This window comes from Roseburia hominis A2-183, assembly GCF_000225345.1.
Lineage (GTDB): Bacteria > Bacillota > Clostridia > Lachnospirales > Lachnospiraceae > Roseburia > Roseburia hominis.
In genome coordinates, this window is record NC_015977.1 from 1,171,597 (window position 1) to 1,196,932 (window position 25,336).

At 51.0% G+C, this 25,336-nt stretch carries 26 protein-coding genes; 24 read left to right on the forward strand and 2 right to left on the reverse strand.

The window, feature by feature from the left end; genetic code table 11:
• Nucleotides 1–103 precede the first annotated feature (103 nt).
• From tnpA to RHOM_RS05305, 9 genes are all read left to right on the forward strand, one after another.
• Entirely contained in the window at nt 104–532 is a 429-nt protein-coding gene (gene tnpA / locus RHOM_RS05265; protein ID WP_014079236.1) for an IS200/IS605 family transposase, read from the forward strand.
• A gap of 134 nt (nt 533–666) precedes the next feature.
• Nucleotides 667–1,494: a deoxyribonuclease IV gene (locus tag RHOM_RS05270; protein WP_014079237.1), complete on the forward strand. Its 828-nt coding sequence runs from the start codon at nt 667–669 to the stop codon at nt 1,492–1,494.
• A 607-nt stretch (nt 1,495–2,101) separates the two neighbouring features.
• Nucleotides 2,102–3,571: an aminotransferase class I/II-fold pyridoxal phosphate-dependent enzyme gene (locus RHOM_RS05275; RefSeq protein ID WP_014079238.1), complete on the forward strand. Its 1,470-nt coding sequence runs from the start codon at nt 2,102–2,104 to the stop codon at nt 3,569–3,571.
• Nucleotides 3,572–3,675: 104 nt separating this feature from the next.
• On the forward strand, nt 3,676–4,536 hold the full coding sequence (speE, locus tag RHOM_RS05280; protein ID WP_014079239.1) for a polyamine aminopropyltransferase: 861 nt from the start codon (nt 3,676–3,678) through the stop codon (nt 4,534–4,536).
• Nucleotides 4,537–4,657: 121 nt separating this feature from the next.
• Nucleotides 4,658–5,917, forward strand: a complete 1,260-nt coding sequence (locus RHOM_RS05285; RefSeq protein WP_014079240.1) for a saccharopine dehydrogenase family protein — start codon at nt 4,658–4,660, stop codon at nt 5,915–5,917.
• A gap of 39 nt (nt 5,918–5,956) precedes the next feature.
• The gene (nspC, locus tag RHOM_RS05290; protein WP_014079241.1) at nt 5,957–7,153 is read left to right on the forward strand and encodes a carboxynorspermidine decarboxylase; all 1,197 of its coding nucleotides are present in this window, start codon (nt 5,957–5,959) and stop codon (nt 7,151–7,153) included.
• A 56-nt stretch (nt 7,154–7,209) separates the two neighbouring features.
• Nucleotides 7,210–8,403 carry an agmatine deiminase gene (aguA, locus tag RHOM_RS05295; protein WP_044024861.1) on the forward strand — a complete coding sequence of 398 codons (1,194 nt, stop codon included), beginning with the start codon at nt 7,210–7,212 and terminating at the stop codon, nt 8,401–8,403.
• 39 nt (nt 8,404–8,442) lie between these two features.
• Nucleotides 8,443–9,321: an N-carbamoylputrescine amidase gene (aguB, locus tag RHOM_RS05300; protein WP_014079243.1), complete on the forward strand. Its 879-nt coding sequence runs from the start codon at nt 8,443–8,445 to the stop codon at nt 9,319–9,321.
• A gap of 87 nt (nt 9,322–9,408) precedes the next feature.
• Nucleotides 9,409–9,882: a MarR family transcriptional regulator gene (locus RHOM_RS05305; RefSeq protein WP_014079244.1), complete on the forward strand. Its 474-nt coding sequence runs from the start codon at nt 9,409–9,411 to the stop codon at nt 9,880–9,882.
• A gap of 91 nt (nt 9,883–9,973) precedes the next feature.
• Here the strand turns inward: RHOM_RS05305 and RHOM_RS05310 are convergent, their stop codons facing one another.
• Entirely contained in the window at nt 9,974–10,675 is a 702-nt protein-coding gene (locus RHOM_RS05310; protein WP_014079245.1) for a lytic transglycosylase domain-containing protein, read from the reverse strand.
• 82 nt (nt 10,676–10,757) lie between these two features.
• On the opposite strand from RHOM_RS05310, the gene RHOM_RS05315 reads away from it, so the two are divergent.
• The 10 genes from RHOM_RS05315 (at nt 10,758) to thiI (ending at nt 20,783) form a co-directional block, all read left to right on the forward strand.
• The gene (locus RHOM_RS05315; RefSeq protein WP_014079246.1) at nt 10,758–11,513 is read left to right on the forward strand and encodes an AzlC family ABC transporter permease; all 756 of its coding nucleotides are present in this window, start codon (nt 10,758–10,760) and stop codon (nt 11,511–11,513) included.
• Nucleotides 11,504–11,836, forward strand: a complete 333-nt coding sequence (locus tag RHOM_RS05320) for a branched-chain amino acid transporter permease (RefSeq protein ID WP_014079247.1) — start codon at nt 11,504–11,506, stop codon at nt 11,834–11,836. Before RHOM_RS05315 ends, RHOM_RS05320 begins: the two co-directional genes overlap by 10 nt.
• Before the next feature lie 18 nt (nt 11,837–11,854).
• A complete protein-coding gene (locus RHOM_RS05325) occupies nt 11,855–13,132 on the forward strand; it encodes a diaminopimelate decarboxylase (protein WP_014079248.1) in 1,278 nt (425 codons plus the stop codon).
• A 43-nt stretch (nt 13,133–13,175) separates the two neighbouring features.
• The gene (locus RHOM_RS05330) at nt 13,176–13,925 is read left to right on the forward strand and encodes a hypothetical protein (RefSeq protein WP_014079249.1); all 750 of its coding nucleotides are present in this window, start codon (nt 13,176–13,178) and stop codon (nt 13,923–13,925) included.
• A 100-nt stretch (nt 13,926–14,025) separates the two neighbouring features.
• Nucleotides 14,026–15,588 (forward strand): ABC transporter substrate-binding protein/permease, encoded by a 1,563-nt coding sequence (locus tag RHOM_RS05335; RefSeq protein WP_014079250.1) that lies wholly within the window; start codon nt 14,026–14,028, stop codon nt 15,586–15,588.
• Nucleotides 15,578–16,318, forward strand: a complete 741-nt coding sequence (locus RHOM_RS05340; protein ID WP_014079251.1) for an amino acid ABC transporter ATP-binding protein — start codon at nt 15,578–15,580, stop codon at nt 16,316–16,318. The genes RHOM_RS05335 and RHOM_RS05340 overlap by 11 nt, the downstream gene beginning before the upstream one ends.
• Nucleotides 16,319–16,526: 208 nt before the next feature.
• Nucleotides 16,527–17,513 carry a 50S ribosomal protein L11 methyltransferase gene (prmA, locus tag RHOM_RS05345; protein ID WP_014079252.1) on the forward strand — a complete coding sequence of 329 codons (987 nt, stop codon included), beginning with the start codon at nt 16,527–16,529 and terminating at the stop codon, nt 17,511–17,513.
• A 106-nt stretch (nt 17,514–17,619) separates the two neighbouring features.
• A complete protein-coding gene (locus tag RHOM_RS05350) occupies nt 17,620–18,390 on the forward strand; it encodes a 16S rRNA (uracil(1498)-N(3))-methyltransferase (protein ID WP_044024863.1) in 771 nt (256 codons plus the stop codon).
• A 42-nt stretch (nt 18,391–18,432) separates the two neighbouring features.
• Nucleotides 18,433–19,587: a cysteine desulfurase family protein gene (locus RHOM_RS05355; protein WP_044024864.1), complete on the forward strand. Its 1,155-nt coding sequence runs from the start codon at nt 18,433–18,435 to the stop codon at nt 19,585–19,587.
• Between the two features lie 11 nt (nt 19,588–19,598).
• Nucleotides 19,599–20,783 (forward strand): tRNA uracil 4-sulfurtransferase ThiI, encoded by a 1,185-nt coding sequence (gene thiI / locus RHOM_RS05360; RefSeq protein WP_014079255.1) that lies wholly within the window; start codon nt 19,599–19,601, stop codon nt 20,781–20,783.
• A gap of 106 nt (nt 20,784–20,889) precedes the next feature.
• Here thiI and RHOM_RS05365 read toward each other — a convergent pair whose 3' ends face one another.
• Nucleotides 20,890–21,120, reverse strand: a complete 231-nt coding sequence (locus RHOM_RS05365; RefSeq protein ID WP_014079256.1) for an HPr family phosphocarrier protein — start codon at nt 21,118–21,120, stop codon at nt 20,890–20,892.
• Between the two features lie 137 nt (nt 21,121–21,257).
• On the opposite strand from RHOM_RS05365, the gene mtaB reads away from it, so the two are divergent.
• From mtaB to RHOM_RS05390, 5 genes are all read left to right on the forward strand, one after another.
• Nucleotides 21,258–22,562, forward strand: coding sequence for a tRNA (N(6)-L-threonylcarbamoyladenosine(37)-C(2))-methylthiotransferase MtaB (gene mtaB / locus RHOM_RS05370; RefSeq protein ID WP_014079257.1), 1,305 nt, complete (start codon nt 21,258–21,260; stop codon nt 22,560–22,562).
• A 102-nt stretch (nt 22,563–22,664) separates the two neighbouring features.
• Complete coding sequence (locus tag RHOM_RS05375; protein WP_014079258.1) at nt 22,665–22,928, forward strand: IreB family regulatory phosphoprotein; 264 nt, start codon at nt 22,665–22,667, stop codon at nt 22,926–22,928.
• 3 nt (nt 22,929–22,931) lie between these two features.
• The gene (gene ruvX, locus RHOM_RS05380) at nt 22,932–23,363 is read left to right on the forward strand and encodes a Holliday junction resolvase RuvX (RefSeq protein WP_044024618.1); all 432 of its coding nucleotides are present in this window, start codon (nt 22,932–22,934) and stop codon (nt 23,361–23,363) included.
• Between the two features lie 11 nt (nt 23,364–23,374).
• A complete protein-coding gene (locus RHOM_RS05385; RefSeq protein ID WP_014079260.1) occupies nt 23,375–23,632 on the forward strand; it encodes a DUF1292 domain-containing protein in 258 nt (85 codons plus the stop codon).
• Nucleotides 23,633–23,659: 27 nt separating this feature from the next.
• Entirely contained in the window at nt 23,660–25,333 is a 1,674-nt protein-coding gene (locus RHOM_RS05390) for a ribonuclease J (protein WP_014079261.1), read from the forward strand.
• Nucleotides 25,334–25,336: the final 3 nt, after the last annotated feature.

Sequence of the window (25,336 nt, forward strand, 5' to 3'; positions counted from 1 at the left end):
GGAGAATGGAATAGTTGGAAACGGTGAGGATAAAAAAGAAAAACCTCCTGTGGTATATTGAGAATGGTGTCGCAAGCCAAACTCAACACAGGAGGTGGTCCAAGTGGACAATAAAAGCATATCACACACTAGATGGAAATGCCAATATCACATCGTTTTCATTCCAAAATATCGGAAAAAGGTATTGTATGGGAAGGTAAGGGAGGATGTACGTGAAATCTTAAATACACTATGCAAATATAAAAATGTAGAAATAATTGCAGGAGCAGTTTGTGCAGATCACGTGCATTTAAGTGTCGCAATACCACCGAAATTAAGTGTCTCAGATTTTATGGGATATTTAAAGGGTAAAAGCACCCTAATGCTATACGATCGTCACCCAGAGTTGCAGAGTAAGTGGGATAAAGCATTTTGGGCAAGAGGATATTATGTGGAAACAATCGGTAATATCACAGACGAGGCAGTACAGAAGTATATAAAAGAACAAGCAGAAGAATCAAGAAAAGAAGATTCAAGAAGTACCGCTTTATAGCGGACCAGTAAAAATGCTTGTGACACCGCCCTTTGGGGCGAGCAGTAACATAGCCCTTTGGAGGGCTTATAGCAAACCACCAGTTGAACTGGTGGTTGCTGACTTAGAAAGATAGAAGGAAGCAGGAAAAGAATATGTATATCGGAAATCATCTCTCGGCGTCAAAGGGCTATGCGGCGATGGGGCGGATGGCAGTGAAGCTGGGAGCAAATACATTTGCATTTTTTACAAGAAATCCGAGAGGCGGTGCGGCAAAAGCGATTGATCCGGCGGATGTGGAAAAGCTGCTGGAACTGATGCGGGAGCAGCAATTTGGAAAACTGGTGGCGCATGCACCTTACACGATGAATCTGTGCGCGGCGAAGGAGGATATCCGCAAGTTTTCTAAGGAGATGATCGCGGACGATCTGCGCCGGATGGAGTACACGCCGGGGAATTACTACAATTTTCACCCGGGTTCCCATGTCGGACAGGGGGCGGATGCCGGAATCGAATGGATTGCGGAGGCACTTAACGAGGTGCTCACGCCGGAGCAGACGACGACGGTTCTGCTCGAGACGATGGCGGGAAAAGGCAGTGAGGTGGGCAGAAGCTTTGAGGAACTGCGCGCGATTATTGACCGTGTAGAGCTGTCCGATAAGCTTGGCATCTGTCTGGATACCTGTCATGTCTGGGATGCTGGATATGATATTGCGGGAGATCTGGATGGTGTCCTGGAGGAATTTGACCATGTGATCGGTCTGAACCGCCTGTGCGCGGTACATTTTAACGACAGCATGAACGACCGCGGTTCGCACAAAGACCGCCATGCCTGCATCGGCGAGGGAAAGATCGGGCTGGATGCGATGCGGCGTGTGGCGACGCATCCGCTGCTTTCGGACAAGCCGTTTATTCTGGAGACTCCGAATGACGATGAGGGATACCGCAGAGAGATTGCACTTTTCCGGGAGTGGAGGGAGTAGATAAGAATCCGGAGAAATACATTGCTTTTTAGAAGTGTGTGTGTTATACTTCAAATCACATGAATGCGAAAGCTTTTTCATGCAAATATTTGCCCACCAAGAGATTGGTTAAGCCCATACGGACAGGCGGGGCAGCTGCCGATGGTGGAGAGATCCACGTTATTGATTGAGTTAGAAGCTCAAATTTTATAAGTTGATGACGACTGCAGGCGAAGGACTGCAGGACCCTGAATCGTATGCGATAGAGATATCACTTGTGAAACGGTCAATAAGAGTAGTAATAGCAAATATTTGCTGGCGAAGATGCCAACGTAGACTCTGATAATAGTTTTTGCAGCATGTAGGACAGATTACATAAAGTATGACTATGAGAATGTGACAAGGCAGGTGATGTGTGCGCAGCATATAGGCATCTGTCTTTTTTTTGTGTAATAGGAAACTTCGTCCCTATTACATAAAAACGCTCCGGGCAGGATTCTTTCTTGTGCTACAGAAGATGCCATGTTATGCGAAAGCATGAAAGTCATGCTTCCTGTAGAGCCAAAAGCTCTGCCGGACGGCATGCATACCGCATCAGGGAGCATCAAAACAGAATGTGAGGAGAATCATGGAAGCAGGATCCCAGAAGCGCGCTCCGGTCTACGAAGCGCTGGAACAATTAAAAAAGAGAAGAGTCGTTCCTTTCGATGTGCCGGGGCACAAGAGAGGGCGTGGCAACCCGGAGCTCGTGGAACTTCTGGGGGAGAAATGTGTGAGTCTGGATGTGAATTCCATGAAGCCGCTTGACAACCTGTGCCATCCGGTGTCGGTCATCAAAGAGGCGGAGGAACTGGCGGCGGAGGCTTTCCGGGCAGATCACGCGTTTTTTATGGTGGGAGGAACAACGTCCTCCGTGCAGAGCATGGTGTTGTCGGTCTGTCGTGCCGGGGATAAGATCATCCTGCCGCGCAATGTACATAAGAGTGTGATCAATGCACTGGTACTCTGCGGCGCTATTCCGGTCTATGTGAATCCGGAGGTGGACAAAAAGCTTGGCATTTCACTCGGTATGGAGATCTCGGAGGTGGAGCGGGCGATTCTGGAGAATCCGGGCGCGGTGGCGGTTCTTGTGAACAATCCGACTTATTACGGAATCTGTTCCGATCTGCGCTCCATCGTGAAGCTGGCACATGAACACGAGATGCTTGTGCTTGTGGATGAAGCGCACGGCACCCATCTGTATTTCGGGGAGGACCTTCCGGTCTGCGCGATGGATGCCGGTGCAGATATGGCGTCCGTCTCCATGCACAAATCCGGAGGAAGCTTAACACAGAGTTCCCTGCTTTTAACCGGCAAAAATGTCAACTGGGAGTATGTCAGCCAGATTATCAACCTCACACAGACGACAAGCGCGTCTTATCTTCTGATGTCAAGTCTCGACATCTCGCGGAGAAATCTGGCGCTGCGCGGAAGGGAATCGTTCCGCAAAGTGGCGGAGATGGCGGAATATGCCAGGGCGGAGATCAACGACATCGGCGGATATTATGCTTACGGCAAGGATATGGTGAACGGCGGAAGCGTCTATGACTTTGATGTGACGAAGCTCTCAGTCTATACGCGGGGAATCGGTCTGGCAGGAATCGAGGTCTATGATCTGTTGCGGGATGAGTACGATATCCAGATTGAGCTGGGGGACATTGCCAACATCTTAGCCTACATTTCAATCGGCGACCGCATCCAGGATATCGAGCGGCTGGTGGGAGCGTTGGCAGACGTCAAACGCTTGTATTCCAAGGACCCTGCACAGATGTTAAATACAGAATATATAAATCCGACTGTTCTTGTTTCACCGCAGGCGGCTTTTTACGCAGAGAAAAAATGCATGCCGATCCGGGAGACGGCAGGAAAGATCTGCGGAGAGTTTGTGATGTGCTATCCGCCGGGAATTCCGATTCTCGCGCCGGGTGAGATGATTACGCCGGAGATCATCGAATATATCATCTATGCCAAGGAGAAGGGCTGCTCCATGCAGGGAACGGAAGATCCGGCGGTGGAGCACTTAAATGTCTTAGTGGATGACCGGCAGGTGTGGAAATAAGACCGCCGGAAGAATAGCTCTTAAGGAAGAGCATACAGTCAGGAAGAACAGGCGTAAGGAAGCAGCAGACCGTGCGATACGGTCTGGGGAAGGTGGAAGAGAGCGTGGAGTTATGGTTTTCGGATAATCAGACCGATCATGTGAAGGTGTCGGTCAAAGTGGAGAAGCAGCTGTTCGGGGAGCAGACGGATTTTCAGAGGATCGACGTGTTTGAATCCAGGGAATTCGGCAGATTTTTAAGCTCCGATGGCAGTATCGTCTTCTCAGAAAAGGATGAGTTCATCTACGATGAGATGATTGTGCATGTGCCGATGGCGGTGCATCCGCATGTGAAAAAAGTGCTGGTCATCGGTGGCGGAGACGGCGGTGTGGCGAGAGAACTTTCCTATTATGAGGAGATCGAGCAGATCGACGTCGTGGAATCCGACCGGACATTCGTGGATGTGTGCAGGAAGTTTTTCCCGGACAACGCCTGCGGACTGGAAGATCCGCGCGTCAATATCTATTACGAGGATGGACTGCGCTTTCTGCGCACAAAGCATGATGCCTACGATCTGATCATCAATGATGCGATCGATCCGCTCGGGCATACGGCGGGATTGTTCACCAAGGAATTTTATGGGAACTGTTACCGCGCATTAAAAGAAGACGGCATTATGGTCTACCAGCACGGCAGTCCTTTTTATGACGAGGATGAGGAGTCCTGCCGCGTGATGCACCGCAAGGCGAGTCACAGTTTCCCGATCAGCCGTGTGTATCAGGCGCACATTCCGACCTGTTCCTCCGGGTACTGGCTGTTCGGATTTGCGTCAAAAAAATATCACCCGCTAACGGATCTGAATGTGGAGCGCTGGAAAGCGCGCGGGATCAAGACCTGGTATTATACGACCAATCTTCATAAGGGAGCGTTTATGCTGCCAAAATATGTCGAGGATATGCTTGAGGAAGAGGAAGGCAGAAGGTAGATGGCAGATGCGGGACAGAACGGACTCTGACGGGACAGTCAGCGGAGCGTTCTGTCATCCGTTGGCAGAATGATATAATAGAAAATACAGCCGCAGGACGGCAGAATGAGAGGATAAGTAGATGGGAAGATTATTGATTATCGGATGTGGCGGAGTAGCAGGGGTGGCAATTCACAAATGCTGCCAGAACAGCAAGACTTTTTCGGAGATCTGCATTGCAAGCCGCACAAAAGAAAAATGTGACGCGTTAAAAGAAAAGCTGCAGGGAACGACGGATACAGTGATCACGACAGCGAAGGTGGATGCGGATAATGTGGACGAACTGATCGCACTGATCCGTGACTACAAGCCGGATGCCGTGTTAAATGTGGCGCTGCCTTACCAGGATCTGACGATTATGGATGCCTGCCTGGCATGCAAGGTGGACTACATCGATACCGCGAACTACGAACCGGAAGATACCGACGACCCGGCGTGGCGTGCAATTTATGAGAAGCGCTGCAAGGAGGCGGGCTTTACCGCGTACTTCGATTATTCCTGGCAGTGGGCATATCAGAAACGCTTTACAGATGCCGGCATCACGGCGCTTCTTGGCAGCGGCTTTGACCCGGGCGTGACGAGCGTGTTTACCGCCTATGCGCTGAAGCATTATTTCGATGAGATCGAGTACATCGATATCTTAGACTGCAACGGTGGAGACCACGGTTATCCGTTCGCCACCAATTTCAACCCGGAGATCAACCTCCGCGAGGTATCCGCAAACGGCTCCTACTGGGAGGACGGACACTGGGTAGAGACAAAACCGATGGAAATTAAAAGAGAATATAATTTCCCACAGGTTGGCGAGAAAGACATGTATCTGCTTCATCATGAGGAGATCGAGTCTCTGGCAAAGAATGTGCCGGGAGTCAAGCGCATCCGTTTCTTCATGACCTTCGGTCAGAGCTATCTGACTCATATGCAGTGTCTGGAGGATGTCGGAATGCTCTCCACTTCCCCGATCCAGTATGAGGGAAGAGAGATCGTGCCGATCCAGTTCTTAAAGGCATTGCTTCCGGATCCGGCGTCACTGGGTCCTAGAACCGTTGGCAAGACGAACATCGGTTGTATTTTTACCGGCAAGAAGGATGGCAAGGAAAAGACGATCTATATCTACAACGTCTGCGATCACCAGGAGTGCTACAGGGAGGTTGGCTCACAGGCGATCTCCTACACGACAGGAGTTCCGGCAATGATCGGTGCAGCACTTGTTGTAGATAAGGTGTGGGATAAGGACGGCGTCTTCAATATCGAGGAGTTTGATCCGGATCCGTTTATGGATATGCTCAATCAGTACGGACTGCCGTGGGTTGTCGATGAGAACCCCAAGACGGTGGCGTAGCCGTTCGTAAAAAGAGCCGGACAGGGAGAGACGAGAGCAATGAAGTGGAATGAACTTCCGACACCATGCTATGTGGTGAATCAGAAAAAATTAAAAGAGAACTTAATAATATTGCATAATCTGGAGCAGGATACGGGATGCCATGTCCTGCTGGCGCAGAAAGCGTTTTCCACATATGCGCTCTATCCGTTGATCGGACAATACATCAGCGGTACCACAGCGAGCGGACTCTACGAGGCGCGTCTCGGCGCAGAGGAGATGGGGCGTGAGAACCATGTGTTTGCTCCGGCGTACAAGGACAGCGATATGGAGGAACTGGTCACGCTCTGCGACCATGTGATTTTTAATTCCTTTGCGCAGTATGTCAGACATAGGAAGAAGGTGGCGGCGCAGAATGCCGCCAGTGGTACGGAGCACCGTGTCAGCATCGGACTTCGGATCAATCCGGAGTATTCCACGCAGGAGGGACATGCGATCTATGATCCCTGCGCGCCCGGTTCCAGACTCGGCATGACAAGAGAGGCGTTTGAGAAAGGACTTGCCGGACTTGGCATGAGACGGCAGGAGGATGGAAGCTATGAACTGCCGGAGGATGTGGAGGGACTCCATTTTCACACGCTCTGCGAGCAGGACGCGGATGATCTGGAATGCACGTTTTATGCGTTTGAGGAGCAGTTTGCTTCTTATTTAAAACAGGTCCGGTGGCTGAATCTGGGCGGAGGACATCATATTACCAGACCGGGTTACCAGATAGAGCGTTTAAAGAAGCTTATCGGCTATATCAGGGAGACCTACGGACTTGCCGTGTATCTGGAGCCCGGCGAGGCGGTTGCCTTAAATGCGGGATATCTGGTAACGGAAGTGTGCGATATTGTACACAACGGGATGGATATTCTGATTCTGGATGCGTCTGCGGCGTGTCATATGCCGGACGTTCTTGAGATGCCGTATCGTCCACCGCTTCGGGACGGATTTGCGGCGGGGGAGCAGAAATACACCTATCGGCTGTCCTCGCTCACCTGTCTGGCGGGGGACGTCATCGGGGACTACAGTTTCACACATGAGATTCAGATCGGCGACCGTCTGGTGTTTGAGGACATGGCAATCTACTCGATGGTGAAGAATAATACCTTTAATGGAATTCCGCTTCCGTCGATCGCAATGCTCCGGGAAGACGGGGAGGTTGAGATGTTAAAGCAGTTCGGCTATGAAGATTTCAAAGGGCGGTTGTCATAACCGGTTTTGAAAGACATCCGGGACAAGGGAAGATGACTTGGATGAGGGTAGAGGAAATGGAGAAAAAGATGCAAAAGTGTGCAGAAGATCCAAAAGAGAGAATGACAACGCCGCAGGCGGACGGATTTTTTATGCCGGGGGAGTACGAACCGCATGACGGCTGTATTCTGATCTGGCCGTCGCGCCCGGGTTCCTGGATTTACGGCGCACGCGATGCGCGGATTGCATTCCGGGATGTGATTGCAGCGATTGCGCAGAGTGAAAACGTATATGTGGCAGCCGGGCGGGATGCCATTGACTCCGCGCGAGAGATGCTGATCGGTGAGGACGCGCCGTGGAAAAAGCGGGTGACGGTCTTTGAACTGGAGACAGACGATGCCTGGGCAAGAGATGTGGCGCCGACCTTTGTGAAAGACGGCGCCGGCAGGATGCGGGCAGTGAATTGGTCATTTAACGCCTGGGGAGGATCGGTGGACGGACTGTATGCATCCTGGGCGTTGGACGATGCGTTTGCAAAGGCGTTTGCCGCAAAGTATGGCTATGCGTGTTACGATGCCGCGCCGTTTGTACTGGAGGGCGGATCGATTCACAGCGACGGTGAGGGGACGCTTCTGGTGACGGAGGCGTGCCTTTTGAGCGCGGGGCGCAATCCGGGGCTTACGCGCGGGGAGATCGAGGAGAAGCTTAGAACTTATCTTGGCATAGAAAAAGTGCTGTGGCTGCCGCGTGGAATCTATCAGGATGAGACGAACGAACATGTGGATAACGTCTGCGCGTTCCTGCGCCCGGGCGAGGTGGTGCTTGCCTGGACGGACGATGAAACAGATCCCCAGTATCCGCTATCACAGCAGACGCTTGCGTACCTGGAGGGCGAGACGGATGCGCGCGGAAGAAAGCTTGTCATTCACAAGCTTCCGATTCCCGATCATCCGGTCTGCATTACAGAGGAGGAACTGGCAGGTTATTCGTTTGCCGAAGGGGAGGATGAGCGGGAGGCGGGAGAGCGTCTTGCGGCATCCTACGTGAACTTTTATTTTTCCAATGAGGCAGTTATTCTTCCGGCGTTCGGCGGGGAGAATGAGGAGAGTGACAGGCGCGCTGCCGCACTGCTTGCGCAGTGGAATCCGGGGCGGAAGATTATTTCGGTGCAGGCGCGTGCAATTTTAGTCGGCGGCGGGAATATCCACTGTATTACACAGCAGATCCCGGCGGCAAAAATGCAGCAGCAAAACGCAGCAGCAAAAATGTAGCAGCGGTAAAGTGGACAGAGACAAAAAGAGGAAAAGAGCATGAACAGAGTGAAAGTGGCGGCAATTCAGATGCGCTGTGCGGCGTCTGTGGAGGAGAATTTAAAAAAGGCGGAAGCCATGGTGCGAAAGGCGGCGGCAGAGGGAGCAAACGTGATCCTTCTGCCGGAACTTTTTGAGCGGGAATATTTTTGCCAGCAGCGCCGGTATGACTTCTATCATTATGCAAAGCCTGTGATGGAGAACGATGCGGTGCGCATGGGCATGCGGCTTGCCGCGGAGCTTGGTGTGGTGCTCCCGATCAGCTTTTATGAGCGGGATGTGAACAACCTGTACAATTCCATCGCCTGTATCGACGCGGACGGAACAGTGCTCGGCGTTTATCGCAAGACGCATATCCCGGATGATCATTACTATCAGGAAAAGTTCTATTTTACGCCGGGGGATACCGGATTTCAGGTATTTTCTACGCGCTACGGCAGAATCGGCGTGGGAATCTGCTGGGATCAGTGGTTTCCGGAGAGCGCGCGCTGTATGGCGCTTGCAGGGGCGGAGCTGCTTTTTTATCCGACGGCGATCGGATCGGAACCGATCTTAGAGTGCGACAGTATGCCGCACTGGAGACGCTGTATGCAGGGACATGCGGCAGCCAATCTGATGCCCGTTGTTGCGGCAAACCGGATCGGGGAGGAGACGGTAGAACCCTGTGAGGAAAACGGCGGACAGCGTTCGGCGCTTGTTTTTTACGGATCGTCTTTCCTGACCGATGAGACCGGAGAAATTCTGGCGGAGGCAGGGCGCGACGAGGAAGAGATACTGGTGCAGGAATATGACCTGGACGAGCTGGATGCCAGACGGCTGGAGTGGGGGCTGTTCCGCGACAGGCGCCCGGAGTGCTACGGCATCATCAGCGGCAGGTAAAAGAAATATATTGTTGACATGGAAACAATAATGAGATACAGTAGGAACTGGGAACAAAATACCATGTTAGAAAAAGGAAGAGTCTGCATGAAAGATCGGGAAGAGCTGTTAAAAGAAATCGCGCTCATGCTGGAGCGGCAGGATATGCTTTCCAAACTGACGGAAAACCAGTGTCTGGATGAATACGGCTATTCGGAGACACACTGTATCGACTATATCGGAAGACTGGAACTGCCGAACGTCACGAAGGTGGCGGAGCACATGGGGATGACGCGCGGCGCGATCAGCAAGATGACCAAGAAGCTTCTTGCCAAAGGGCTGATCGAAAAATATACGCTGGAGACGAACAAAAAGGAAGTATATTTCAAGCTCACGGATCAGGGCAGGCTTTTGTTTGATGAGCATGCGAAGCGGCATCAGCGATGGGAGAAGCGCGATATGGAATTTCTGGCGCGCTATTCCGTCGAGGATGTGAGGACGGTGAGCCGTTTTATGACGGAGTTCAACGGCTATCTGGAAGAGCAGATCGAGACGATTACAGGGACGCAGGCAGAAGGATGATATTATGTAATAGGAACGAAGTTTCCTGTTACACAAAAAAGAATCCTGCAGGCAGGATTCTCATGTGTTACTGTTGTATGAAATGTAATTGTTAAGCGTTTAACACTTCAAGAAGCGTAAGCAGCTTCTCTACCGTATCCTGGCTGATGTTGTTTGCCGCGATAAAATTGCTTACCGTCGTTGCAACATCTTCGGAAGTCTCTGCAGTGGATGCGGATGCAACGGTGTTCGTATCGCTTCCCATATAGGAGAGAACCTTCTGGACATAATTCTGTGTCTCGCTAAACGGTGGAATACCGCCGTATTTATCGACATTTGCACTGCCGGCGTTGTATGCCGCAAGCGCAAGAGAGGTATCGCCGTTGTACTTGGCAAGCAGCTGGGAGATCAGATTCGCACCGCCCATGATATTCTGGTAGGCATCGTAGGAATCTGTGACACCGAGAGATGCTGCGGTGGCAGGCATCAGCTGCATAATACCGACAGCACCGGCGCTGCTGACAGCGCTTGTATTAAAATTGGACTCTGCTCTTGCGATTGATTTTAAAAGAGTGGAGGAGACGCCGTAGGTGTTCGCCGCTTCATCAAAGATGGCGGAAAGGTCTCCGGAGCAGGTCGTGCTGCCGGAGTAGGCGTCGGTGGCATTCGTTAAAACGGAAGAAAAGTCAGAACTTGCAGCCTGCGCTTTTGCAGCTTCGGCGGCAGCTCTCTCCGCTTCAGCGCGGGCAGCAGCTTCGGCGTTGATCTGATCCACAAATGCCTGATCGTGATAATTTAAGATCGTAATACTCATTGGTAACTCCCTTGAAAACAACTTCACTGAATGTATAACTAGAAAAAGTATAGCATAATTTGCGGGATTAGGAAAGAAAAAAATGAAAACCAAACAAGTCGAGCGGAAAGGAACATATTTACGTGCATTTCGGGCAGCGTTTCCCTACACGGTACCGGTGCTCACCGGCTATCTGTTTATCGGGATGGCGTTCGGAGTGATGATACAGGAAAAAGGTTACAACTTCTTGTGGGCGATGCTCATGAGTCTGGTGATCTATGCGGGCAGCGGACAGTATCTTGCAGTCAACTTTTTCGCGCCGGGCGTCAGCCTCCTCAATGTGATTTTCATGGAATTTATGGTGAATATCCGCCATATTTTTTATGGACTGTCACTGCTGGAACGATTTTCTAAGATGGGGAAAAAGCGGCTTTACATGATCTTTTCCCTGACGGATGAGACCTACTCGCTTTTCTTCGTCACAAAAGTGCCGAAAGATGTGAAGGAGGAGCAGTTCTTGTTTGCGATTGCCGTGCTCGACCAGAGTTACTGGATCATCGGCTCCGGCATCGGCGCCCTGCTTGGAAATGTGCTCCCGTTCTCCACGGAGGGCATTGACTTTGCAATGACGGCATTGTTTGTGGTAATCATGGTGGAACAGTGGATGGAGAAGCAGAACCGTCCGAGCGTGGTGATCGGGCTGGTATGTGGACTGGTGTGCAGGCTGGTGTTCGGAGCGGACAATTTTATCCTTCCGACCATGATATGCGTCATGGTCATCCTGCTTTCCTGCAAAAAAATATTCGATAAAATGATTCCGGAGGACGGAAAGGAAGGAGGCGAGCCGGAGTGCCAGTAAGTGTTGGAAGATCGCTTGCGATCATATTTACCGTGGCGGGAACGATATTTTTTACCAGGCTGATTCCGTTTCTGTTTTTCCCGAAAGGAAAAGAGATTCCGCCGATCATCCGGTATCTGGGGAGAGTGCTGCCCCCGGCGGTCATCGGAATGCTGGTGATCTACTGCCTGAAAAACGTGTCGGTGCTTGCGGCGCCTTTCGGCCTGCCGGAATTTATTGCCGTGGCGGCGGTCATCATGCTTCATGTATGGAAGCGCAACAATCTGCTCAGCATTGGTGCCGGAACGGCACTTTATATGTTTTTGATACAAGTCGTATTCTAGGAAGAAAGGAAGAACCGTATGAAGAAGAAACCATTTGTAACCAAAGAACAGTTAGAGGAAATCGTAAAAAAATACCCAACGCCTTTTCATCTCTACGATGAAAAAGGAATCCGCGAAAATGCGAAGGCAGTGAAGGAAGCATTTGCATGGAACCCGGGATTCCGGGAGTATTTTGCGGTAAAGGCAACGCCGAACCCGTTCATTCTTGACATTTTAAAAGAATATGACTGCGGATGTGACTGTGCGTCGCTGACAGAGCTGATGCTTGCGGATTCCCAGGGCTTCGATGGAAAACACATCATGTTTTCCTCCAATGATACGCCGGCGGAGGAATTTGCATTTGCCAATGAGCTTGGTGCGATCATTAATCTCGACGATTTTACACACATTGATTTTCTGGAAAAAACGATCGGCAGGATTCCGGAGACGATCAGCTGCCGGTACAATCCGGGAGGCGTCTTTAAGATGAGCAACGGCATCATGGATAATCCGGGCGATGCAAAGTACGGTTTTACCCACGAGCAGATCATTGAGGGATTCAAGATCTTAAAGGAGAAGGGAGCCAAGCATTTTGGCGTACATGCGTTTCTTGCCAGCAATACCGTGACAAACGAATATTACCCGAAGCTTGCGAGAGAACTGTTTGAACTGGTTGTGGAACTGCGCGATAAGACGGGATGCGATATCCGTTTTATCAATCTCTCCGGCGGTGTCGGTATTCCGTACACACCGGATCAGACGCCGAACGACATCCGTGTCATCGGAGAGGGCGTCCGGGTGGCATATGAGGAGATCTTAGTTCCGGCGGGACTTGGCGATGTCGCAATCTACACGGAGATGGGACGTTTTATGCTGGGACCGTACGGCTGCCTGGTGACAACGGCCATCCATGAGAAGCATACCCACAAGGAGTACATCGGTGTGGACGCGTGTGCCGTGAACCTGATGCGCCCGGCAATTTACGGGGCATATCACCATATTACGGTGATGGGCAAGGAGGATGCGCCGTGCGACCACAAGTATGATGTGACAGGCTCACTTTGCGAGAATTGCGATAAGTTTGCGATTGACCGGATGCTGCCGAAGATCGACATGGGAGATCTTCTGGTGATTCATGATACCGGTGCGCATGGTTTTTCCATGGGATACAACTATAACGGAAAATTAAAGTCAGCGGAGGTGCTGCTGAAGGAAGACGGATCGACACAGCTGATCCGTCGTGCCGAGACGCCGGAGGACTATTTCCGCACGTTTGACTGCTTTGATATCTTAAAGGATATGAAGCACCCGAAATAAGCGGCAGATCATTCCGGAAAAAGCACAGCAGCGAGGATGAGATATGTGCATTGATACAGAACGTTTTGAGCGTGCCAGGGGCAGAGTCATTGGAATCGAGCGGCAGAGGCTTGGAATCGGCACACTCTCGGAGAAGACGGTACATGCAGTGCTCAAGAATTATTATGCACCGGATGAGGATATGCATGAGATCCCGATTGAGAATTTTGTTGCGGATATTTTTGACGGGGAGGCAGTGATCGAGATTCAGACGCGGTCGTTCCAGAATATGCGGCGGAAACTTGCCGCATTTCTGCCGTTGTACCCGGTGACCATCGTCTATCCGATTCCGCATGTGAAGTGGCTTCACTGGATGGATGAGGAGACGGGGGAGATCTCTCCCGGGCGCAAATCGCCCAAGAAGGGAAATGCATACCAGGCATTCATCGAATTGTATAAGATCCGGCCGTTTCTGAAAGATCCGAATCTGAGACTACGGCTGGATCTCATTGACATGGAGGAATACCGTCTGTTAAACGGCTGGAGCCGGGACAAAAAGAAGGGAAGCGACCGCTTCGACCGGATACCGCTTACCTTCGTGGAGGAAGTGCGTGTGGACCGGAGGGAGGACTACATGCAGTTCATCCCCTATGAGATTCCGGAGGAGTTTACTGCAAAGGATTTTGCGGCATGCGCGAAGATTCCGGTGCGGCTGGCACAGACGGTGCTCCTGCTCCTGACGGATCTATTGATTGTGGAGCGGATTGGAAAGCAGGGAAGAAGTTATCTCTACCGGATCTGCGAGATTGAATGAATCTCTTCCCAAGCGGGGCGTTCTGTGTTATACTGACTGCCGGATGTATATTTATGCAGTATCTATGTGAGAGATAAGGAAGCATGAGGTAGATAGTACGATGAAAAACACAGCAATCAAATTATCCGGCATACTGCTTGCCGGAGCGGTCTTTTTTTCGACGCTGTTAGGTTACGGCACACAGGTTGCCGCGGCGACGGCGATAGGCAGCGACACGGAGGCGGGACAGGCATCCGGCGACGGTTCTGTTACGTCGGTTGCGGATCTTCCGGGAAAGCATATCGGTGTACAGCTCGGCACGACCGGAGATATCATGGTCAGCGACTATGAGACGGACGGCTCGGGCACGGTAGTAGAGCGTTACAATAAGGGCGCGGATGCCGTGCAGGCATTAAAGCAGGGAAAGTTAGACTGCGTGATTATTGACGAATTGCCGGCGCTGGCATTTGTGGAGCAGAACGAAGGGCTTAAGATTCTCGAGGAGAACTTTGTTGAGGAGGACTATGCGTTCGTAATCGCAAAGGGTAACGAGGCACTTGTGGATCAGGTCAATGAGACGCTGCGCGAACTGAAGGACGAGGGTGTTCTCGATAGCATTGCGAAGAATTATACCGGAACGGACGAGGAGATTGGAAAGTATCCGTATGAAATTCTGGATGTGGAACGCACGAACGGCACGCTTACCGTTGGTACGAATGCGGAGTTTCCGCCGTATGAATACTATGAAGAGGGAAAGATCACCGGAATCGACATGGATATTATGCAGGCGGTCTGCGACAAACTCGGCATGGAGTTAAAGATCGAGGACATGGCGTTTGATTCCGTGATTCCTGCGGTGTCCACCGGAAAAGTCGACATCGGTGCATCGGGTTTTACGGTGACGGAGGAACGCAAAAAGAATGTGAATTTCACGGATACCTATGCAAAATCCAAGCAGGTCATCATCGTGAGAGATACATCTGTCACAGCAGAGAAGACAGGGATAGCAGAGAAGTTTTATGATAACTTTATCAAGGACAGCCGATATACCTATTTGTTAAAGGGACTTTTAAATACACTCATCATCACCGTGTTTGCGGTAATGATCGGTATTGTGTTTGGATTTTTGATCGCGATTGTAAGAACCAACCACGACAGAAACGGCGGGCTTACGATCTTAAATGCACTCTGCAAGGCATACCTTGCCGTTGTGCGCGGTACGCCGGTCATGATTCAGCTTCTGATTATTTATTATGTCATTTTCCAGAGCGTCAATACGGGAAAACTGTTCGTGGCAGTCATTGCGTTCGGACTGAACTCGGCGGCCTACGTGGCGGAAATCGTCCGGTCCGGTATTATGGCGGTGGACATCGGACAGTTTGAGGCGGGAAGAAGCCTTGGATTAAATTATAAGCAGACGATGTTAAGCATCATCCTGCCGCAGGCAGTCAAAAATATTCTGCCGGCACTCTGCAATGAGTTTATCAGTCTGTTGAAGGAGACTTCGATCAGCGGTTACATCGGGCTGATGGATCTGACCAAGGGCGGAGACATCATCCGAAGCGTGACGTACGAGGCGTTCATGCCGTTAATTGCGGTCGCGGCCATTTATTTCCTGATTGTCATGGGACTGAGCAAGGCAGTCGGACTGTTGGAAAGGAGATTGAGAAGCAATGAGCGATAATACGGTAATTCTGGAAGTAAAAGAGCTTCACAAGTCTTTTGACGGTCATGAAGTGTTAAAAGGAATCTCGACGACGATCAAAAAGGGCGATGTGCTGGCGCTGATCGGACCGTCCGGCTGTGGTAAATCCACGTTTTTGCGCTCCTTAAATCTGCTGGAGATTCCGACGGCGGGACATGTGCTGTTTGAGGGAACCGATCTGACGGATCCGTCGGTGGACATCAATCATGTCCGGGAGAAGATCGGCATGGTGTTTCAGCAGTTCAATCTGTTTCCGAACATGACGATTCTGGAAAATATCATGCTTGCCCCGGTAAAACTCGGCAAGATGACAAAAGAGGAAGCGAATACGCGCGCGATGGAGCTGTTAAAGCGCATCGGTCTGGCGGATAAGGCGGGCGCGTATCCCGCGCAGCTTTCCGGCGGACAGAAGCAGCGCATTGCCATCGTGCGGTCGCTGGCGATGGACCCGGACATCATCCTGTTTGACGAGCCGACCTCGGCGCTTGATCCGGAGATGGTCGGCGAGGTGCTCGCCGTGATGCAGGAACTGGCGGAGGATGGCATGACGATGGTGGTCGTGACACATGAGATGGGATTTGCCAGAGAAGTTGCGAACCGTGTGATGTTTATCAACGACGGCGTGATCCAGGAGGAGGGAACCCCGCAGGAGATTTTTGGCAATCCAAAGAGTCAGAGACTGCAGGAGTTTTTATCAAAGGTATTGTAAGAAGAAATAAGGACGGGCTGTCCGGCGCAAAAGAGGTGCCGCGGCCCGTTTTTTGTGCAACAGGCAAAGAATGTGTTTTGTATACTGCATCAGGAATACCTCCCGCAGGCGGAGAGCGGGGCGGAACATCGTTTGCAAGATGTGCGATTGTATGATAAGATAAATAACGATTTTTAGGAACGGAATCGTAAGGGAAGGAAGAACGCATATGAAATGGAATAAATACACGATAGAGACAACGACGGCGGCGGAGGACTACATGAGTGCGATGTTAGCCGACCTTGGCATTGAGGGAGTGGAGATTGAGGATAACATTCCGCTGTCCAAGGAAGATCAGGCGGATATGTTCATCGATTTTCTGCCGGAGCTTCCGCCGGATGACGGTGTGAGCCACGTCAGCTTTTATCTTGAGGATGACGGCGAGGACCGCACCGAACTGTTAAAGCAGGTAAAAGAGGCGTTGGAGGACTTAAGAAAAGTCGTGGATGTCGGAAGCGGCGTGATCACCTCCGACCAGACGGAGGATCTGGACTGGATCAACAACTGGAAGAAATTCTTCAGTTCCTTCTATATTGATGACATCCTGATCAAACCGACCTGGGAGGAATTAAAGCCGGAGGATGCCGACAAATTTTTAATCGAGATTGATCCGGGTGTGTCGTTTGGAACCGGCAAGCATGAAACGACGCAGCTGTGCATCCGCCAGCTGTTAAAGTATATCCGCGGGAACGATGCGTACACACCGGAAAACCGCACGCCGAAGGTACTCGACGTCGGCTGCGGAAGCGGCATTTTATCGATTGTGGCGTTGAAGCTTGGCGCGTCCGCGGTAGTCGGAACGGATCTCGATCCGGACTGCATGACCTCCACACATGAGAATATGGAAGTGAACCATCTCGATCCTTCGCTTGGCACATTTTATGTCGGCAATCTGATCGATGATGCAGCACTGCAGGAGAAAGTCGGCACGGAGGAATACGACATTGTGGTTGCCAACATTCTGGCAGACGTCATTATTCCGATGGCACCGGTGATTCCGGCACGCTTGAAACGCGGCGGTTATTTTATCACCTCGGGCATCATCGATTTCAAGGAGAACGCGGTAAAAGAAGCGATCGAAGCGGCCGGACTTACGGTGGTGGAGATCAATCATCAGGGCGAGTGGGTGAACATTACGGCGAGAAAGCCGGAATAAGGAAGACGATCCGGAAAAAGAAAAGACGATCTGGAATAAGGAAAGACGATCCGAAAAAAGGAAGATGATCCGAAGGAATGGCAGGCAGCCCGGAAATGAGGAGTTTATGTATCAGTTTTTTGTGGAAGACGAGCAGATTGCAAATGATCTGGTGATAATTGAGGGAAGCGATGTAAATCACATCCGCAATGTCCTGCGCATGAAATGCGGGGAAAAAGTGCGCATCAGCAGCACATCCGGCAGGAATTTCTTCGGCACGATTGACCGGATCGCAGAGAACGTGGTGGAGGTGTGCATCACGGAGGAGACGGCTTTAGATACGGAACTGCCCTGCCGGATCTGCCTGTTTCAGGGACTTCCAAAGAGCGACAAGATGGAGCTCATCATCCAGAAGGCAGTGGAGCTTGGCGCTGCGGAGATGATCCCGGTGGCGATGAAGAACTGCGTCGTAAAACTGGATGCAAAAAAAGCGGCGGCAAAGACGGCGCGCTGGCAGGAGATTGCAAAGAGTGCGGCAAAACAGTCAAAGCGCAGCAGAATTCCGGTGGTGAGAGAACCGGTGAATTACCGGGAGGCAGTCGCATTGGCGGGAGAACTCGACGTGGTGCTGCTGCCGTATGAGAATGAGCGCGGCATGGCGGCCACAAGGGAAGTGATGGAGCGGATTGCACCGGGGCAGAGCGTCGGCATTTTTATCGGACCGGAGGGCGGATTCGATCCGTCGGAGATTGCGCTGGCAAAAGAGGAGGGGATGCATCTGGTGTCCCTCGGAAAAAGAATTTTGCGCACGGAGACGGCGGGACTTGCAACCCTTTCTATTCTGATGTATCATATCGAGAGTGTGTCGGAAGCGGAAGAAGAGCGGGATCAGCCGTGATTCTGCGTCGGCGTTTGTTAGAAAGGCATGGTTTTAAAACAGATGGAAGCATATTTGGATAATTCTGCCACCACCCGGTGCAGTGAGCGCGCCAAAAACAAGATGGTGCAGATCTTAACGGAAGATTACGGCAATCCGTCCTCCCTGCACAACATGGGAAAGACGGCGGAGGATTATATTAAAGAAGCAAAAGAGCAGATCGCGAAGACGCTCCGCTGCGATGAGAAGGAGATCGTCTTTACGTCGGGCGGCACGGAGTCGAACAATATGGCGCTGATCGGCGGAGCGCTGGCAAACAAGCGCCAGGGAAAGCATATCATCACGACAGCGATTGAGCATGCGTCGGTACAGGCGCCGCTTGCCTACTTAAAAGAACTCGGCTATGAGATCACGGAATTGTCTGTGGATCATGACGGTATTATTTCGCTGGAGGAACTGCGGGATGCAGTGCGGGAAGATACGGTGCTGGTGTCCATCATGATGGTGAACAACGAGATTGGTGCGGTTGAACCGGTCGAGGAAGCGGCGAAGGTCATCAAGGCGAAGAATCCGGACACGCTGTTTCATGTGGATGCGATTCAGGCGTACGGCAAATTCCGCATCTGCCCGAAAAAGATGGGGATTGATCTGCTCTCGGTGAGTGGACACAAGATCCACGCGCCGAAAGGAACCGGATTTTTATATATTCGCGATAAGGTAAAAGTAAAACCGATCATCTACGGCGGCGGTCAGCAGAAGGGAATGCGCTCCGGTACGGAGAACGTTCCGGGCGTGGCTGCACTCGGCGAGGCAGCGGCGGAGATCTATGAGAATTTTGACGCGAAGACCGGTCATATGTATGAGATCAGGCAGAGGTTCATCGATGAGGTGACACAGATCCCGGGAGTGACGGTAAACGGTAAAACGGGACGGGACTCTGCGCCGCAGATTGTGAGTGTCACGATCGAGGATGTGCGCAGTGAAGTGATGCTCCATTCTCTGGAAGAATACGGCATCTATGTGTCGGCGGGAAGCGCATGCTCGTCCAATAAGCCGGCACCGAGCCGCACCTTGCAGGGCATCGGTCTGCCGAAGCAGAAGTTAGAGTCCACGATCCGGATCAGCTTCTGCGTCAACACAACGGAAGAAGAAGTGGATTATGCGGTCGAAAAAATGAAAGAGATCATTCCGTTCCGCAGAAAGTTCACCAGAAAGTAAAGGAGAGAGCCATGACATATAAAGCATTTTTGATTAAATATGCAGAGATTGCCATCAAGGGGAAGAACCGTTATCTGTTTGAGGATGCGCTGGTGAGCCAGATGAATCATGCCTTAAAGAAGGTGGACGGCACGTTCCATATCCGCAAGGAGCAGGGCAGAATCTACGTCGAGATGGAGGGCGAATACGATTACGATGGAGCTGTGGAGGCACTGCAGCATGTGTTTGGCATCGTGGGAATCTGTCCGGTCGTACTGCTGGAGGACGAGGGCTTTGATGCGCTGGCGGGGGAAGTCATCCGCTATATCGACGAGGTATACCCGGACAAGCATTTTACGTTCAAGGTCAATGCGCGCCGCGCGAGAAAGAATTACCCGTTGGAGTCGATGGAGATCAATGCCCAGATGGGCGAGCGGATCTTAGAGGCGTTCCCCGAGACGAGCGTGGATGTCCATAAGCCGCAGGTGATGTTTAATATCGAGATCCGCAACCAGATCAATGTGTACTCGACGGTCATTCCGGGACCGGGAGGTATGCCGGTCGGAACAAACGGAAAAGCCATGCTGCTCTTATCCGGCGGAATCGACAGCCCGGTGGCAGGCTACATGATTGCAAAGCGCGGTGTTACCATCGATGCGACCTATTTTCATGCGCCGCCTTATACGTCGGAGCGCGCCAAGCAGAAGGTCGTGGATCTGGCAAAGATCATTTCCAAATATACCGGACCGATCAATCTGCATGTGGTCAATTTTACGGATATCCAGTTATATATTTACGAACAGTGTCCGCATGAGGAACTGACGATTATCATGCGGCGCTACATGATGAAGCTGGCGGAGCATTTTGCAAAAGAGAACAAGTGTCTCGGACTGATTACGGGGGAGAGTATCGGACAGGTGGCGAGCCAGACCATGCAGTCGCTCGCGGCAACCAATGAGGTATGTACGATGCCGGTTTACCGTCCGCTGATCGGATTTGACAAGCAGGAGATCGTGGAGATCTCGGAGAAGATCGACGCTTATGAGACATCCATCCTTCCTTACGAGGACTGCTGTACGATTTTCGTGGCAAAGCACCCGGTGACAAAGCCGAGCTTAAACGTGATTCACAATGATGAGAGAAAGCTTTCCGAGAAGATCGATGCGCTGATGCAGGAAGCCATCGATACGGTGGAGGTAATCCACATCGAGGCGTAGATGTGCATCCTCGCGGTGCGGGTTTATGTAATAGGAACGAAGTCTCCTGTTACATAAAAAAACAGCCGCGGGAAATCCCGCGGCGTGTACCCCTGTCATGTATGAATTAGATTAAGTATGGCTTTAAAGTCTCCATAATCTCGTCCATGTTGTTCTCTGCATGGATTGCAAGGTCGATAGGCTTGGATAAATCTAAACTGAAGATACCCATGATGGACTTTGCATCGATGACGTATCTGCCAGAGATCAGATCAAAATCATATTCATACTGCGTAATTGCATTGACGAAGGACTTTACCTTGTCGATCGAGTTAAGGGAAATCTGTACTGTTTTCATGATAAAAAACCTCCTTAGGATTATCTGTTTCAAGATAGTTTTATAGTAATAGTTTTTCGTGGAAAAGTCAACACAAAAAGCGGATGAAACCATAAGAAAGCGTGAACAAAAAGCAATACAGAAATGAGGAAACAAGAATGAAAGCAGCATTGCATAATTTGGGTTGTAAAGTGAATGCATATGAGACGGAAGCCATGCAGCAGATTTTGGAGGAGGCGGGATATGAGATCGTGCCGTTTTCGGAGTATGCGGATGTCTATGTGATCAATACATGCTCCGTGACCAATATGGCGGACCGCAAGTCCAGACAGATGCTGCACCGGGCGAAAAAGCAGAATCCGGATGCGATTGTCGTGGGAGCCGGATGCTATGTGCAGACCAAGGAGGCACAGGCTCTCGTGGATGAGTCGATTGACATCGTGATCGGGAATAATAAAAAGCATGAGCTGGTGCCGCTGCTTCGGGAATACGAAGCATCCCACCGCAAGATGGCGTGTGTGGCGGACATCAATCACGAGAAGCAGGCATACGAGGAATTGTCGCTTTCGCGCACGGCAGAGCACACCCGGGCGTTTATCAAGGTGCAGGATGGCTGCAATCAGTTCTGCACATACTGTATTATTCCGTTTGCGAGAGGGCGTGTCAGAAGCAGGGAGCTTCCGGACGTCTTACAGGAGATACGGACGCTGGCAAAAAGCGGCTACCGTGAGGTGGTGCTCACCGGAATCCATCTGAGTTCCTACGGTGTGGACAACGGGGAGTCGCTGCTGCATCTGATCGAGGCGGTACATGAGCTGGAGGGGATCGAGCGGATCCGCCTGGGAAGCCTGGAACCGCGTATCGTGACGGACGCGTTTGCAAAAAGACTCTCGGAGCTGCCGAAGATCTGCCCGCATTTTCACCTGTCATTGCAGAGCGGCTGCGATACGGTGTTAAGCCGCATGAACCGGCGGTACGATACGGCGGAATATGAGGCGGGCTGTGCGCTGCTGCGCAGGTATTTTGAACATCCGGCAATCACAACGGATGTCATTGTAGGATTCCCGGGGGAGACGGACGAGGAATTTGAGACGACGGAGCGTTATCTGGAGCGGATTCATTTCTATGAGATGCATATTTTCCAGTATTCGAGAAGAGAGGGAACGAAGGCGGCGGCAATGCCGGATCAGGTGCCGGAGGCGGTAAAAAAGGAGCGCAGCGAAAAACTGCTTGCACTCGGTCACAGGATGTCGGAGGAGTTCCGCCGGTATTATCTCGGCAGACAGGTGACGGCGCTTCTGGAGGAAGAGTTTTTATATGATGGAAAGCGTTACTACACCGGGTACACAAAAGAGTATGTGAAAGTGGCGGTAGAGACAAAAAAAGACCTTTCCAACACGTTTGTGACGGGCACCTTAAAGACACAATTAACAGAAGACGTCTATCTTTTAGTTGAATTTTAAGACAAACTATATTAGAATAAAAACAGCAATGCTTTTTCGACAAGAGAGCGGTGGCTGGCAGCACCGCTTTAAAGTCCGGGCAGATATAAGGGCGTGACAAATATGCAGGAGATCAATAACACACAATATTTTAAAGTGGAAAAAGGACCGGAACTTCGCGTGAGCGACGTGCTCGCGATTGTTTATCGTGCGCTTATGGAGAAGGGATACAATCCGGTGAATCAGATTGTTGGATATATTATGTCGGGAGATCCTACTTATATCACCAGTCATAATAATGCAAGAAGCCTGATCATGAAAGTAGAACGTGATGAGCTGGTAGAGGAGATGCTGAAGGCTTACATCAGGAATAACAACTGGGAATAGAAGATGCGGATATTAGGTTTGGATTTTGGCTCGAAGACTGTCGGTGTGGCAGTCAGTGATGAACTTATGTTGACGGCGCAGGGACTGGAGATCGTGAGAAGACAGTCTCCGAACAAGCTGCGTCAGACGCTGGCAAGAATAGAACAGATTGTAACAGAATATCAGGTGGAGCGCATTGTGCTCGGCTATCCCAAGAATATGAACAATACCGAGGGAGAGCGTTGCGAGAAGACGAAAGAGTTTGCACAGATGCTGGAGCGCCGCACCGGGCTTTCTGTCGTCCTGTGGGACGAGAGACTTACGACGGTTGCAGCAGACCGGCACATGATGGAGAGTGGAATACGCAGAGAGAATCGCAAACAGTATGTGGATGAGATCGCGGCAGTGTTTATTCTGCAGGGATATCTGGATTCACTCGCGTTTCAGAAACATTGAATGGAGTAAATATGGAAAAAGTAAAGTTTGTGGATCCGGACACCGGAGAATCGCTCGCGTTTTTCGTGGTTGAGGAGACAAAAGTTGGCGGCACGCACTACCTTCTGGCGACGGAAGAGGAAGACGGCGACTGTGATGCGTATATTTTAAAAGAGGTGGAAACGAAAGACGAGGAATCTGTCTACGTGCTTGTGGAAGACGACACGGAGCTTTCTGCCATCGGAAAAGTGTTTGCAGAGCTGCTCGACGACGCGGACATTGCATTTTAAGAGACAAATAATAATGGAGGTAATATTTTGAAAAAAGAAAAAAAAGAGAATAGTGGAAAGCTCAAAATCATTCCGTTAGGAGGATTGGAGCAGATTGGTATGAACATTACTGCCTTTGAATATGAGGACAGTATTATTGTTGTGGACTGCGGTCTGTCTTTTCCGGAGGATGACATGTACGGAATCGATCTGGTCATCCCGGATATCACCTATCTGAAGGACAACATTGACAAAGTCAAGGGATTTTTTATCACACACGGTCATGAGGACCACATCGGAGCAATCCCTTATGTGTTAAGAGAGATCAATGTGCCGATCTATTCTACCAAGCTGACGAACGGTATCATTGAGCACAAGTTAAGAGAGCACAATATGCTCACCAAGGTAAAGCGCAAGGTCGTAAAATACGGACAGCATATCAATCTCGGCTGCTTCCGTGTGGAATTCATCAAGACGAACCACAGTATTCAGGATGCGGCGGCGCTTGCCATCTACTCCCCGGCAGGCATTATTGTGCACACCGGAGACTTCAAGGTGGATTACACACCGGTATTCGGAGATGCTATCGATCTGCAGCGTTTCGGTGAGATCGGAAGAAAAGGTGTGCTGGCGCTGATGTGCGACAGTACAAACGCTGAGCGCCCGGGATTTACCATGTCGGAGAAGACGGTCGGCAAGACATTTGATGAGATTTTCGCGGACAACAAGAATCACCGGATCATCATTGCGACTTTTGCATCCAATGTCGACCGTGTGCAGCAGATCATCAATACGGCGTATAAGAACGGTCGCAAAGTGGTGGTCGAGGGACGAAGCATGGTCAACATCATCGGAATTGCTTCCGAACTTGGATATATCAGTATTCCGGACAATACGTTAATCGACATTGAGGAGCTGAAGCGTTACCCGGATGAGCAGACCGTCATCATCACGACGGGAAGCCAGGGCGAGGCGATGGCAGCACTGTCCCGCATGGCAAGCGGCGTGCACAAGAAAGTGACGATCAAGCCGAACGATACGATCGTTCTTAGTTCCAACCCAATTCCGGGAAATGAAAAAGCTGTATCGCGCATTATCAACGAGCTGTCGATGAAGGGTGCCAACGTGATCTTCCAGGATGTCCATGTTTCCGGACATGCCTGCCAGGAGGAAATCAAGCTGATTTATTCCCTGGTGAAGCCGAAGTATGCGATTCCGGTACACGGTGAGTACCGCCATCTGATTGCGCAGGCGAAAGTTGCGGAGGAGCTGGGAATTCCGAAAGAGAATATTTTCCTGCTCTCCTCCGGAGATGTGCTTGAGTTAAACGATGAGGCAGCGGCAGTGACAGGACGCGTACACACCGGAGCCATCATGGTGGACGGTCTCGGCGTCGGCGACGTCGGCAATATCGTGCTGCGTGACCGCCAGCATCTGGCAGAGGACGGTATCATTATCGTCGTGCTCACACTGGAGGGCGGTTCCGGACAGGTACTTGCCGGACCGGATATCGTATCGCGCGGATTTGTCTATGTCCGCGGCGCAGAGGGACTGATGGACGATGCCAAGCATCTGCTTGATGATACAATGCAGCACTGTATGGATAAAGGCATTACAGACTGGGGCAAGATCAAGACGGAGATCAAGGATTCTCTGGGGGATTTTGTTTGGAAAGAGACGAAGAGACGCCCGATGATTATGCCGATAATTATGGAAGTGTAGAAG

Excerpts from the sequence above, each read along its gene's own strand:
- nspC (WP_014079241.1), top strand. The coding sequence starts at position 5,957 with ATGAAGTGGAATGAACTTCCGACACCATGCTATGTGGTGAATCAGAAA.
- RHOM_RS05365 (WP_014079256.1), bottom strand. The coding sequence starts at position 21,120 with ATGAAAACAGTACAGATTTCCCTTAACTCGATCGACAAGGTAAAGTCC.
- RHOM_RS05330 (WP_014079249.1), top strand. The coding sequence starts at position 13,176 with ATGTGCATTGATACAGAACGTTTTGAGCGTGCCAGGGGCAGAGTCATT.
- RHOM_RS05325 (WP_014079248.1), top strand. The coding sequence starts at position 11,855 with ATGAAGAAGAAACCATTTGTAACCAAAGAACAGTTAGAGGAAATCGTA.
- RHOM_RS05340 (WP_014079251.1), top strand. The coding sequence starts at position 15,578 with ATGAGCGATAATACGGTAATTCTGGAAGTAAAAGAGCTTCACAAGTCT.
- mtaB (WP_014079257.1), top strand. The coding sequence starts at position 21,258 with ATGAAAGCAGCATTGCATAATTTGGGTTGTAAAGTGAATGCATATGAG.
- RHOM_RS05375 (WP_014079258.1), top strand. The coding sequence starts at position 22,665 with ATGCAGGAGATCAATAACACACAATATTTTAAAGTGGAAAAAGGACCG.
- RHOM_RS05335 (WP_014079250.1), top strand. The coding sequence starts at position 14,026 with ATGAAAAACACAGCAATCAAATTATCCGGCATACTGCTTGCCGGAGCG.
- ruvX (WP_044024618.1), top strand. The coding sequence starts at position 22,932 with ATGCGGATATTAGGTTTGGATTTTGGCTCGAAGACTGTCGGTGTGGCA.
- RHOM_RS05275 (WP_014079238.1), top strand. The coding sequence starts at position 2,102 with ATGGAAGCAGGATCCCAGAAGCGCGCTCCGGTCTACGAAGCGCTGGAA.
- aguA (WP_044024861.1), top strand. The coding sequence starts at position 7,210 with ATGGAGAAAAAGATGCAAAAGTGTGCAGAAGATCCAAAAGAGAGAATG.
- RHOM_RS05305 (WP_014079244.1), top strand. The coding sequence starts at position 9,409 with ATGAAAGATCGGGAAGAGCTGTTAAAAGAAATCGCGCTCATGCTGGAG.
- RHOM_RS05355 (WP_044024864.1), top strand. The coding sequence starts at position 18,433 with ATGGAAGCATATTTGGATAATTCTGCCACCACCCGGTGCAGTGAGCGC.
- RHOM_RS05285 (WP_014079240.1), top strand. The coding sequence starts at position 4,658 with ATGGGAAGATTATTGATTATCGGATGTGGCGGAGTAGCAGGGGTGGCA.
- RHOM_RS05385 (WP_014079260.1), top strand. The coding sequence starts at position 23,375 with ATGGAAAAAGTAAAGTTTGTGGATCCGGACACCGGAGAATCGCTCGCG.
- thiI (WP_014079255.1), top strand. The coding sequence starts at position 19,599 with ATGACATATAAAGCATTTTTGATTAAATATGCAGAGATTGCCATCAAG.
- RHOM_RS05310 (WP_014079245.1), bottom strand. The coding sequence starts at position 10,675 with ATGAGTATTACGATCTTAAATTATCACGATCAGGCATTTGTGGATCAG.
- RHOM_RS05350 (WP_044024863.1), top strand. The coding sequence starts at position 17,620 with ATGTATCAGTTTTTTGTGGAAGACGAGCAGATTGCAAATGATCTGGTG.
- RHOM_RS05270 (WP_014079237.1), top strand. The coding sequence starts at position 667 with ATGTATATCGGAAATCATCTCTCGGCGTCAAAGGGCTATGCGGCGATG.
- RHOM_RS05315 (WP_014079246.1), top strand. The coding sequence starts at position 10,758 with ATGAAAACCAAACAAGTCGAGCGGAAAGGAACATATTTACGTGCATTT.
- prmA (WP_014079252.1), top strand. The coding sequence starts at position 16,527 with ATGAAATGGAATAAATACACGATAGAGACAACGACGGCGGCGGAGGAC.
- aguB (WP_014079243.1), top strand. The coding sequence starts at position 8,443 with ATGAACAGAGTGAAAGTGGCGGCAATTCAGATGCGCTGTGCGGCGTCT.